An 11,655-nucleotide genomic window follows, 5' to 3' on the forward strand; every position below is an offset into this window, starting at 1 on the left:
TACCAACTGGGAGCGTTGGCGGACCTTTAAATCGCGTCTTCGACAGACCATGCACTGCGCCTGTTGTTCTGCGCTTTTAACCGAGACGTAGCGCATGGTCGGGCGCGATGCCGCCTCCGCGATCGCTTCTGCGTCATTTGCATCGTTCTTTTGACGCTTCACAAACGGCTTAACGTAAACAGGTGGGATTAGACGCGCCTCGTGACCGAGCTTGCCAATCTCACGCCCCCAATAATGGGACGTAGCGCAAGCCTCCATAGCAACAACGCACCTTGGAAGCTTACTCAGGAACGCAATAAGCTGAGGCCGCGACAATTTCTTGCGGAACACAACGGAACCATCGGTGGCAGCCCCGTGCAGTTGGAAGCCCCGTGCAGTTGGAAGCCCCGTTTTGCTAAATCAATTCCTACTACGCTAACATTCTCTATGGATGCTCTTCCTTTGTATGACAGTTTAAACTGCTATCATTCTGGCACATTGCGATGCCGCCGGGTGGCGCATCCACCCCATCATTGATGGTGTCCTCCGTCTGTATAAAGGTCCTGTGCCCTATCATTGATGCATTTCATGCTTTCGCTCGGGCAGAGCAAGCGCGGGAAGTTGAGGTGCTCAACAAGTCGGAAGGGCTAGATCAAAATGCTGCAAAGCGCTTTATTGCAACTGCCGTCAAGCGAGAATTTGCGAGCGAGAACGGCGTGGATCTGAATGTCATTTTGTCAAAAAAAAGAGCTCATTAAACCCGCAATTCCGGACTAAAAAGCAAACGGTATTCCAGAAGTTTTCTTCGTTTGTGGAAAAATTTAAGAAAGTGGGCGGGGATATCCAATAGATGCGAACAGTCACGGCTTTGCTCTTTGAAGCGCAGGTTGCGATCGTTGGCGAATGGGTTCGAAGGCCAGAAACCTTAACGTTAGGTCAGACGGACGGCAAAAATGGAACGGTTACCATAAGGCCAAGGCGATCAAACCAAAGCTTCGGCTACCGCCAGCTTTGGTATTTTCAGCACAGCCTTACAGCTGGCAGCCACCGCGATGAAGCGGCCGTTATGGCAGGATTTGGCGCCCTTTACACCGCTCGCGGCCTTGCGTCGGATCTGCGCCTAGACAAAGGCGCGGGCTATGGGCTAGGCGGCCGTAAGGGTGCGCGCGTTGGCGCCTTCGGCAGTGTCGTCGAACACGGTTTTCAGGCTTTCCAGCAAGCCTCGGACGTGTTGACCGCGCCGTTATCGCCCAGATCAACCCGCAACACAAAGGCACGATCGAATGAACCCCAGGTCGCCTCATTATCATGATCTGCCACATCCATCGTGCGCAGGTAATCGCGGCCATATTGCGCCCAGACCAGCCCGAAAAAGCTGTAGGGCTGGCCGTCTTTACGCAGCGGGTTCGGGCGCTGGTGGCGGTCGAAAATCTGCGCCTCGGCGTTAAAATCACCGCCCACGTCATAGATGATACGGTCGACGGCGGGGGGGGTGATCCGTGCTTTGTCACGGGTGCGGGTCGGCGTCGCATCGGGAATCAGCCGTGTCAGAATGACCGAGGACAACAGCCCATCCGCGTGAAACCGCCGGAATGGGCGACAAGGTGGGTGATGGTCCTGACGGGCTTCAGCAAGGCTAAAATTAATTTAGGCAGCCGATGAGGCCGCCCGTAAATTCGGTTTATGAATGGTTCCGCTTTCGGTTCAGGGCGGGTGGCAGAATGCGCCAAAAGACCAAATATCAGCTTCACCGGATCTTTACCCCGATTTACAGCATTCAATGGGTCCAAACACCGCGACGGTTGGTTGCAAAATTGTCGCCGTAGCCGCCGGGCCGAATATTGGCTTTGCGTGTTTTTGGCGTGGTCACCGAGTACTCAATGCCATGGGATTTAGCGTAGGTTTCTGCGGCTTCCCTGCTTTCGAAACGCAAGCGGACCTGTGCGTTCATATCCGCACTAGAGGTCCAGCCCATCAGCGGATCCACGGACCGTGCGGATGCAGGTACAAAATCCAGAACCCAGTTTTTGGTCTTGGCTGTTCCTGATTGCATGGCATTGCGGGCGGGTTGATAAATGCGGGCGCGCATGAGAAGGCTCCTTGGACGTGGCTTACCACCATATGCCGGACAAAGCAGGGGATTTGCAAGGGTTTTACGGTTTGGTGCTGTCGACCAATCACTGGGAGTGTGGTGGGGTGTGTGGTGCGATCGGTCGACAGTCTAAAGCTGCTTGCCTCATTACCTTGCATCAAGATCGCCGATAACTCAACCCAAAGATGCACTGCTGCCTTGGTTATTCCATAAAATTGACATTCAAATGCTAAGATTTCAGGAACCTTGGCTAACAAGTTGTTAACAGCCCTTGAACCGGAACAAAAACAGACCAATCTTGGGGCCGAAGGAATCAGCATGCCCCATAACAATACGAACGAACCCTCCACGCGCCCAGATGTTCTGACCCGCCCCAAACTGGAAGGCGGGCGGAAGTTCAAGCTGTCAACACCGTTTGAGCCCGCAGGCGACCAGCCCACAGCGATCAAAGAGCTGGCAGGCGGCATCTTGGACGGGGACCGTGATCAGGTTTTGCTGGGGGCGACCGGCACCGGCAAGACATTTACCATGGCCAAGGTAATCGAGGAAACGCAGCGCCCGGCCATCATTCTGGCACCCAATAAAACGCTGGCCGCCCAGCTTTATGGTGAATTCAAAGGGTTTTTCCCCGATAACGCCGTTGAATATTTCGTCAGCTATTATGACTATTATCAGCCCGAGGCCTATGTCGCCCGCTCCGATACCTTTATCGAAAAGGAATCGCAGATCAACGAGCAGATCGACAGGATGCGCCACTCGGCCACGCGGGCGCTATTGGAACGCGATGATGTGATCATCATCGCCTCGGTATCCTGTATCTATGGTATCGGCTCGGTTGAAACCTATTCCGCGATGACCCAAGACCTTGTGACGGGCGAAAGCTATGACCAGCGGCAAATGATCGCGGAACTGGTGGCCCAGCAGTACCGCCGCAACGATCAGGCGTTTCAGCGCGGTTGCTTTCGGGTGCGGGGCGATTCGCTAGAGGTCTGGCCTGCCCACCTTGAAGATCGCGCCTGGCGGTTCTCCTTCTTTGGTGAGGAGCTGGAGGCGATTATCGAATTTGACCCGCTGACGGGGGCCAAGACCGACAGTTTCAAGCAGATTCGTATCTATGCGAATTCCCACTATGTCACCCCGCGTCCGACGATGAATCAGGCCATCATCGGCATCAAGAAAGAGCTGCGGATGCGGCTGGATCAGTTGACCGCCGAGGGCAAGCTCTTGGAGGCGCAGCGGCTGGAACAACGCTGTTCCTTTGATCTGGAGATGCTGGAGGCCACGGGTGTTTGCAACGGGATCGAGAACTATTCCCGCTATTTGACGGGCCGCGCACCGGGCGAGCCACCGCCGACGTTGTTTGAATTTATCCCCGATAATGCCATTGTCTTTGCCGACGAATCCCATGTTTCTGTGCCGCAGATCGGGGGCATGTACAAGGGCGACTTTCGGCGCAAGATGACGCTGGCCGAACACGGGTTCCGCCTGCCGTCCTGCATGGACAACCGCCCCCTCAAGTTTGAGGAATGGGATGCGATGCGCCCGCAGTCCATCTTCGTTTCCGCCACTCCCGCGAAATGGGAGTTGGAGCAAGCTGGCGGTGTCTTTACCGAACAGGTCATTCGCCCTACGGGGTTGCTTGACCCCAAGGTAGAGATCCGTCCGGTTGAGGCACAGGTTGATGACCTGCTGGATGAAATCCGACGTGTGGCCCAAGCGGGCCTGCGGGTTCTGGTCACGGTGTTGACCAAGCGCATGGCCGAGGATCTGACCGAATATTTCCACGAACAAGGCATCCGTATCCGCTATATGCATTCGGATATCGATACGATTGAACGTATTGAGATCCTTCGGGATTTGCGGTTGGGGGCGTTTGACGTTCTGGTCGGGATCAACTTGTTGCGCGAGGGGCTGGATATCCCCGAATGCGGCTTGGTTGCCATTCTGGACGCCGATAAAGAGGGCTTCCTACGCTCGGAAACCTCATTGATCCAGACCATCGGTCGCGCGGCCCGAAACTCTGACGGGCGGGTGATCATGTATGCCGACCGGATCACCGGCTCGATGGAGCGCGCGATGGGTGAAACCGACCGTCGTCGTGCCAAACAGATCGCCTATAACGAACTGCACGGCATTACCCCCACCACGGTCAAGAAAAACGTCGAGGATATTCTGGCGGGGCTGTGGCAGGGCGATACCGATCAGTCGCGTATCACCGCCAAGGTCGAACCCCTGCTTGGCGGCAATCTTGCGGCGCATCTGGATGCCTTGCGGGTGCAAATGCGCAAAGCCGCCGAGAACCTTGAGTTTGAGGAGGCCGCCCGCCTGCGCGATGAGGTCAAACGTCTGGAAACCGTGGAGCTTACCATCGCCGATGATCCGCTTGCGCGGCAATCAGTGGTCGAGGGTGCCTTGGAAGACGCAAGGAAGACCGCAGGGCGTTCGACCGCCGGTCGGGCGGGTATGCGCGGGGGCAAGGCGCGCCCGCGGCGCTAACCGTTTACTTATCGAGGCCGACAAGGGCTGCCGCGAAATCCTCGGGGTCGAACGGGGCAAGGTCGTCGATCTGCTCGCCCACACCGATTGCATGGATCGGCAGGCCGAACTTATCGGCCAGCGCCACCAGAACCCCGCCCTTGGCGGTGCCGTCCAGCTTGGTCATCACAAGGCCCGAGACATCCGCAATCTTGCGGAAAATTTCCACCTGATTGACGGCGTTCTGCCCCGTGGTCGCATCCAGCACCAACAGCGTGTTATGCGGCGCCTCGGGGTCTTTCTTGCGGATGACGCGGACGATCTTGGTCAGCTCTTCCATCAGGTCGGCGCGGTTTTGCAAACGGCCGGCGGTGTCGATCATCAAAAGATCCGCGCCGCTTTCCTGCGCCTTGGTCATCGCCTCAAAGGCAAGGCTGGCGGGGTCGGAGCCCTCGGGGGCCGTCAGCACCGGCACGCCCGCGCGTTCACCCCAGACCTGAAGCTGTTCGACGGCCGCCGCGCGAAAGGTATCGCCCGCCGCAATCACCACGGATTTCCCCGCCGCCTTGAACTGGCTGGCCAGCTTACCGATGGTTGTGGTCTTGCCCGAACCGTTGACCCCCACGACCAGCACCACTTGCGGGCGCTTGGCATAAAGCGGCATCGGACGGGCGACCGGCTCCATGATCCGCGTCACCTCGGCGGCCAATGCCTGTTTGATATCTGCCGCGCTGACCCGTTTGCCCATGCGCCCCTCGGCGATATTGGCGGTGACGCGCAGGGCGGTTTCCACGCCCATATCGGCCTCGATCAACAACTCCTCAAGGCTTTCGAGCATGGCATCGTCAAATTCGCGCTTTGCCTCTTCGGGGGCGCGCCCCATAAACCGCCCAAGGATACCCGGTTTTGGCGCTGGTGCGGCCTCTGGTTGCGCGGTCGGCGCGGGCGCGACATCCGGTGTGATTTCCGCCTCAGCCTGTGGGTCGGTTTGTGGCGCATCGTCGGGGTCGGGGGCGACCAGCGCATCCAACCCATCGGTGATCTTGTCCGAAGAACGAAACATCTTGTCGCGGAGTTTCTTCAAGAACGACATGGTGGCCCCTTGCACAGATTGCGTTGTTATTCACCTAATCAATCCGAACCGGCAAAGGAAGGGCGCAAGCACGCCAATCTTGTGCTGAACGCCGGAAAAAGCACCCGTGCCGCGGCATTTGGCCGTCTCTTTGCGGGATCATTTTACTTCTCCTAAATCACAAGGCATTTATGCTGAGCGAAATCCGAGACCCGTTAAGACAGGAGCGGTCCATGCCCCGAATGCCGCTTTTTGCCCTTGCCGCGCTGATGCCCTTCGCGCTGATCTGCCTTGCCGCCGGTTTTGGCGGGCTGTGGGTCTGGGCGGCGGTGCTTTATATGACCGTGCTGACGGCAACCTTGGACCAAGCGGTGCGCTGGGTGATGCCCGACGCGCCCGAGGGGGCAGAGTTTCCCGCCGCCAATGCGCTGCTGGTGGTTCTGGCGCTGGCGCATCTGCTGGCCTTTCCACTGGTTGTCTGGGCCATCGCGGGGCCAAGCGGGCTGCGCATCGGGCAAAAGCTGTTGCTGGGCTTTGCGGCAGGGCTTTGGTTCGGGCAGGTTTCCAACCCCTGCGCGCATGAGCTGATCCACAGGGGCAACCGCGTGCTTTATGGTTTGGGGGTTGTGGTCTATGCCACGCTGCTCTTCGGGCATCACGCCTCGGCGCACCGCTTGGTGCATCACCGTTTCGCGGCCAGCCTTGACGACCCCAATACCGCGCGCGAGGGGGAGAGTTTTTACCATTTCTGGTGGCGGGCATGGGGCGGATCCTTCCGACAGGGCTGGCGGGCGGAGGCCAGATTGCGCGGGGATAGGGGGCTGCACCCTTATTTCCATTATGCCGCGATCTCGGCGGTGTCCTTGGGATTGGCGTTTGTTATTGCTGGCTGGGGCGGGGTTCTGGTCTGGGCGCTTTTGGCGCTGCACGGGCAAATGCAACTGCTGTTGGCCGATTATGTGCAGCATTACGGATTGCGCCGCGCGCGCCTGCCAAATGGTCGGCTGGAGCCGGTCTCGGCGCGCCATAGTTGGAATGCGCCGCATTGGTTTTCCTCGTCGCTGATGTTGAACGCGCCGCGCCATTCCGACCACCATGCACATCCGGGCCGCCCCTATCCCGCGCTGCGCCTGCCCGCCAAGGGGGATGCGCCCTATCTGCCCTACCCGCTGCCGGTTTGCTGTACGCTGGCGCTTTTCCCGCGTCTTTGGCGGCGGGTGATCCGGCGCAGGTTGGCAAAATGGCAGCAGGATTGCGCCACACATTCGCTGGAAACGAAGGCGTGACTGGAAATACCCGCCGCCTTGGGGCAAGCTGGGTGAAAGCTTCAGCAAAAAGGCCGATCATGCGCTTTGTTCCTCTGACCCTTCTTCTTGCCGTGGCAACTCCTGCGCTGGCCGAAACCCCGCTGACCGGCGCAGAGTTTGACGCCTATGCGACCGGAAAAACCCTGACCTATGCGGTGGGCGGCGAGGTTTATGGCATAGAGCAATATCTGCCAAACCGCCGTGTCCGCTGGGCCTTTGTCGATGACACCTGCCGCATTGGCCATTGGTATGAGGATGCGGAAAGCATCTGTTTTGTCTATGAGCATGACGCCACCCCGCAGTGCTGGATGTTTTATTTGCAGGGCGGTGCGCTGACGGCGCGGTTCATGTCCGATCCACCCTCGACCGAGTTAAAGGAGCTGTCCCAGACCGATGCGCCGCTGGCCTGTAGCGGCCCTGATATCGGGGTCTAGGGGCTGGGTTAAAACAGGCTGCCTTGCTTGCCGCCGGATTTGGGCGGACGCGGTTTGGCTTTGACCGGTTTGGCGGCGGCACCGACCGGCAAGCGTCCATCGTGGAATTCGACCTCCAGTGCGCCAGCCTTGGCCGCATCGGCGCGCGAGGTCACAACCCCGTCTTCACCGCGCACCACCGCATAGCCGCGCCGCAAGGTTTCGCCATATCCAAGGGTTTGGCGTGTGCGGTCCAGCGCATCAAGGCGTTTGCTTAGGGCACCAAGCTGCAATCCAGGGGCGGCATGCAAGCGCGCCTCAAGTGATGTTAGGCGCGTGCGATCCTTGGCAATGTCGCGGCCTGCCTTGGAAAACGCATTGGTGATCGACGATTGCAGCCGTTCCGATTGGGAGGCCAGCCGTTCGGCGGCACGCTCCATCCGGCGGGCGTGGGATTGGCCAAGCGCGCGGTGGCGTTCCTCCAGCCGGTCACGGCGGCGTGCCACCATATCCAGCAGCAAGCGCGGGCGCATTGGTGCGGCGATCCGGTCAAGGCCGGCGCGTTTGGCGCCGGTGGCAAGCGTCAATGCCCCGCCCAAACGCCCGCCCCAAAGGTCAAAGCGTTGCGCGGGTCCTTGGGTCAGGGTTTCTATGCGGGGCAGGGCGCGCCCCAGATCGCGCAACCGCTCTCCGCGCCGCCCGAGGCCTTGGGCCACGGCGCGCGTCAACCGTGCCGTTTGCCCGTCAAGCGCTGCAATCAGCTCCATCCGCACTGGCACGGCGATTTCAGCCGCGGCCGTGGGCGTGGGCGCGCGCCGGTCGCTGGCGTGGTCAATCAAGGTGGTGTCGGTTTCATGCCCCACCGCGGAAATCAGCGGGATCTGGCTTTCGGCTGCCGCGCGCACCACGATTTCCTCGTTAAAGCCCCAAAGATCCTCAAGCGAGCCGCCGCCGCGTGCGACGATGATCAGGTCAGGGCGCGGGATCGGGCCGCCGGGGGCGATGGCGTTGAAGCCTTTGATCGCTGCGGCCACCTCTGGTGCGCAGGCCTGTCCTTGCACGGCCACCGGCCAGATCAGGACATGACGCGCAAAGCGGTCGCGCAGCCGGTGCAGGATATCGCGGATCACCGCACCCGAAGGCGAGGTGACAACCCCGATCACCGCTGGCAAATAGGGCAGGGGGCGTTTGCGACCGGCATCAAACAGACCTTCGGCCGCCAGCGCCTTGCGCCGCGCCTCAAGCATGGCCATCAATGCGCCCGCACCCGCGGGAACGACACTCTCGACGATCAGCTGATATTTCGACTGGCCGGGAAAGGTGGTCATGCGGCCGGTGGCGATGACCTCCATCCCTTCCTCGGGCTTGACCTGCATCTTGGAGACCTGACCCTTCCAGCTGATCGCGGCGACCACGCTGCGATCATCCTTGAGGTCGAAATACATATGCCCCGAGGCGGGACGCGACACCCGCCCAATTTCGCCGCGCACTCGGACAAGGCCGAATTCCCCCTCGATCACGCGTTTCACCGCGCCCGAAAGTTCGGAGACCGTGTATTCGGGGGAATTGCCGCTGGGGCCGTCTTCAAACAGGTCGGACATACGCGCCTTCTTGTGGTCTTTGTCGTCAGACCTTAGAACGCCGCAACACAAAGGCCAAGCGGGGGACGCAATGAATATCTTGATTTTGGGCAGCGGCGGGCGCGAGCACAGCCTTGCATGGGCGATCAAGCAAAACCCGAAATGCGACCGGCTGATTGTCGCACCGGGCAATGCGGGCATCGCACAGATCGCGGAATGTGCGGATTTCGACATTCTGGACGCGGCCGAGGTCGTCACCTTTTGCGCGGCCAACGCGGTGGATTTCGTGGTGATCGGGCCAGAGGCCCCCTTGGCGGCCGGTATTGCCGATGCCACCCGCGCCGCGGGACTGCTGACCTTTGGCCCGTCGGCGGCGGCGGCGCGGTTGGAGGCGTCAAAAGCCTTTACCAAAGAGATTTGCGATGCCTGTGCGGCCCCCACCGCAGGCTATGCCCGCTTTACCGATGCGGCCTCGGCCAAGGCTTATGTGGAAAAACATGGCGCGCCTTTGGTGATCAAGGCCGATGGCTTGGCGGCGGGCAAGGGTGTCATCATGGGCATGACATTGCCCGAAGCCTTGGGTGGCATCGATGAGATTTTCGGTGGTGCCTTTGGCGCGGCCGGTGCCGAGGTTGTGATCGAGGAGTTCATGGAGGGCGAAGAGGCAAGCCTTTTCATCCTGTCCGACGGGGTGAACTGTCTGCCCATCGGCACGGCCCAAGACCACAAGCGGGTGGGCGAGGGTGATACCGGACCCAATACGGGCGGTATGGGGGCCTATAGCCCGGCACCTGTGCTGAGCGATGCCATTCTGGAGGATGTGATGGCACAGATCGTGCGTCCGACCGTGGCGGAAATGGCCGCGCGCGGCACACCGTTTGAAGGGGTGCTTTATGCGGGTTTGATGATCAAGGACGGCCACGCGCGGCTGGTGGAATATAACGCGCGCTTTGGCGATCCTGAATGTCAGGTCTTGATGATGCGGCTTGGCGCACAGGCGCTGGACCTGATGCTGGCCTGTGCCAAAGGCGATCTGGCGGGCGCGCAGGTCAATTGGGCCGAGGATCACGCGATCTCGGTTGTCATGGCGGCGAAAGGTTATCCGGGAATACCTGAAAAGGGCAGTGTAATTAACGGATTGTCCGGCTTGGGCGGGGACAGCTTCAACATGGTGTACCATGCCGGAACCGCCCGAAAGGACGGCGCAATCGTGGCTGCAGGCGGGCGGGTCTTGAACGTGACCGCGCGCGGTAACTCGTTGCAAGAGGCGCAGGCGCGCGCCTATGCGATGGTTGATAAAATCGATTGGCCCGGCGGGTTTTGTCGACGTGATATCGGCTGGCGCGCGCTTTGATGTTCCTTATCGGGTGACTGGAGCGCGATGAAAACCCGCCGGGGGGCGTTGTTCTTGCCCCTTGCGTTCGCTGGGTTTGACGCATAAAAGGCCGCAACTTTTGAGGCCGTGGGAGGGACCATGCCGCTTCTCGTAATGAAATTTGGAGGCACCTCGGTTGCCGATCTGGACCGCATCAAGAATGTGGCCCGAAAGGTAAAGCGTGAGGTAGAGCGCGGCTATGACGTAATTGTCATTGTCAGCGCGATGTCGGGCAAGACCAATGAGCTGGTCGGCTGGGTGGAAAGCACCTCGCCGCTTTATGATGCGCGAGAATATGATGCGGTTGTCTCTAGCGGTGAAAATGTCACTGCGGGTTTGGTGGCGCTGACCTTGCAGGAAATGGACGTGCCGGCACGCAGCTGGCAAGGTTGGCAGGTGCCGATCAACACAACATCCACCCACGCCTCGGCGCGGTTTTCTTCTATTCCGACCGAAAATCTGAACGCTAAATTTGCTGAAGGCTTCAAGGTTGCCGTTGTCGCAGGCTTTCAGGGGGTTTCCCCCGAAGGACGCATAACCACGCTGGGGCGAGGCGGTTCCGATACCACGGCCGTGGCCTTTGCTGCCGCCTTTGGCGCGGAACGCTGTGATATTTTCACCGATGTCGACGGCATTTATACCACCGACCCGCGCATCACCGACAAAGCGCGCAAACTGGACCGTATCGCCTTTGAGGAGATGCTGGAACTGGCCTCGCTTGGGGCGAAGGTGCTGCAAACGCGGTCGGTTGAACTTGCAATGCGCTTTAAGGTGCCGCTGCGTGTGTTGTCCTCGTTCGAGGATACCGACGACAGCTCTGGCACGCTTCTTTGCGATGAGGATGAAATCATGGAATCGAAAGTTGTTTCTGGCGTTGCCTACTCGCGCGATGAGGCGAAGGTCACCCTGGTGACGGTCGAAGACAGCCCCGGCATTGCCGCGGCCATCTTTGGCCCCTTGTCCGAAGCAGGTGTGAACGTCGATATGATCGTTCAGAACATCTCGGAAAAGGCCGGTGACGGGTCCGTGACGGATATGACATTTTCCTGTCCGATCAATCAGGTGGCGCGTGCCCGTAAGGCGATGGAAGATGCCAAGGCCGCAGGCACCATCAGATATGAGGATCTGAGCATCGACAGCGATGTCGCCAAAGTGTCGGTGGTTGGCATTGGTATGCGCTCCCATGCAGGGGTTGCCGCGATTATGTTTAAGGCGCTTGCCAAGGAAAACGTCAATATCAAGGTGATTTCTACATCGGAAATCAAAATCTCTGTCTTGATCGACCGGAAATATATGGAACTTGCTGTTCAGGCACTGCATGATGCCTTTGACTTGGACAAGGCGGGATAATCCGCAGACCAC

General features: G+C 59.6%; 10 protein-coding genes and 1 pseudogene. 6 read left to right on the plus strand and 5 right to left on the minus strand.

Features of this window, described 5'->3' with window-relative positions:
* Window positions 1-360 (minus strand): IS110 family transposase (locus AKU94_RS03010; protein WP_198144812.1); only part of this gene is annotated, 360 nt, incomplete at its 3' end.
* Between the two features lie 155 nt (window positions 361-515).
* Here AKU94_RS03010 and AKU94_RS20175 point away from each other — a divergent pair.
* Window positions 516-737 carry a type I restriction endonuclease subunit R, EcoR124 family gene (locus AKU94_RS20175; RefSeq protein WP_050525867.1) on the plus strand — a complete coding sequence of 74 codons (222 nt, stop codon included), beginning with the start codon at window positions 516-518 and terminating at the stop codon, window positions 735-737.
* A 224-nt stretch (window positions 738-961) separates the two neighbouring features.
* On the opposite strand, the pseudogene AKU94_RS18920 reads toward AKU94_RS20175, so the two are convergent.
* Both AKU94_RS18920 and AKU94_RS03025 read right to left on the minus strand, forming a co-directional pair.
* Window positions 962-1,610, minus strand: a pseudogene (locus AKU94_RS18920) (MYG1 family protein).
* 146 nt (window positions 1,611-1,756) lie between these two features.
* On the minus strand, window positions 1,757-2,068 hold the full coding sequence (locus AKU94_RS03025) for an ETC complex I subunit (protein WP_050525869.1): 312 nt from the start codon (window positions 2,066-2,068) through the stop codon (window positions 1,757-1,759).
* A gap of 321 nt (window positions 2,069-2,389) precedes the next feature.
* Between AKU94_RS03025 and uvrB the strand changes: the two genes are divergently transcribed.
* Window positions 2,390-4,567, plus strand: coding sequence for an excinuclease ABC subunit UvrB (uvrB, locus tag AKU94_RS03030; RefSeq protein ID WP_050525921.1), 2,178 nt, complete (start codon window positions 2,390-2,392; stop codon window positions 4,565-4,567).
* A gap of 4 nt (window positions 4,568-4,571) precedes the next feature.
* On the opposite strand, the gene ftsY is transcribed toward uvrB, so the two are convergent.
* Entirely contained in the window at window positions 4,572-5,639 is a 1,068-nt protein-coding gene (gene ftsY / locus AKU94_RS03035; RefSeq protein ID WP_050525870.1) for a signal recognition particle-docking protein FtsY, read from the minus strand.
* 212 nt (window positions 5,640-5,851) lie between these two features.
* On the opposite strand from ftsY, the gene AKU94_RS03040 reads away from it, so the two are divergent.
* Window positions 5,852-6,904, plus strand: coding sequence for an alkane 1-monooxygenase (locus AKU94_RS03040; RefSeq protein WP_332307204.1), 1,053 nt, complete (start codon window positions 5,852-5,854; stop codon window positions 6,902-6,904).
* 56 nt (window positions 6,905-6,960) lie between these two features.
* Window positions 6,961-7,359, plus strand: a complete 399-nt coding sequence (locus AKU94_RS03045) for a hypothetical protein (protein ID WP_408633657.1) — start codon at window positions 6,961-6,963, stop codon at window positions 7,357-7,359.
* Window positions 7,360-7,367: 8 nt separating this feature from the next.
* Here AKU94_RS03045 and xseA read toward each other — a convergent pair whose 3' ends face one another.
* Window positions 7,368-8,939, minus strand: a complete 1,572-nt coding sequence (gene xseA / locus AKU94_RS03050) for an exodeoxyribonuclease VII large subunit (RefSeq protein ID WP_050525873.1) — start codon at window positions 8,937-8,939, stop codon at window positions 7,368-7,370.
* A 70-nt stretch (window positions 8,940-9,009) separates the two neighbouring features.
* Between xseA and purD the strand changes: the two genes are divergently transcribed.
* Both purD and AKU94_RS03060 read left to right on the plus strand, forming a co-directional pair.
* Complete coding sequence (gene purD / locus AKU94_RS03055; protein WP_050525874.1) at window positions 9,010-10,272, plus strand: phosphoribosylamine--glycine ligase; 1,263 nt, start codon at window positions 9,010-9,012, stop codon at window positions 10,270-10,272.
* Window positions 10,273-10,392: 120 nt separating this feature from the next.
* Window positions 10,393-11,643 (plus strand): aspartate kinase, encoded by a 1,251-nt coding sequence (locus AKU94_RS03060; protein WP_050525875.1) that lies wholly within the window; start codon window positions 10,393-10,395, stop codon window positions 11,641-11,643.
* The last annotated feature ends 12 nt before the right edge of the window (window positions 11,644-11,655 follow it).

The sequence above is a fragment of the Pseudorhodobacter aquimaris genome (assembly GCF_001202025.1).
GTDB classification, from domain to species: Bacteria; Pseudomonadota; Alphaproteobacteria; order Rhodobacterales; family Rhodobacteraceae; genus Pseudorhodobacter; species Pseudorhodobacter aquimaris.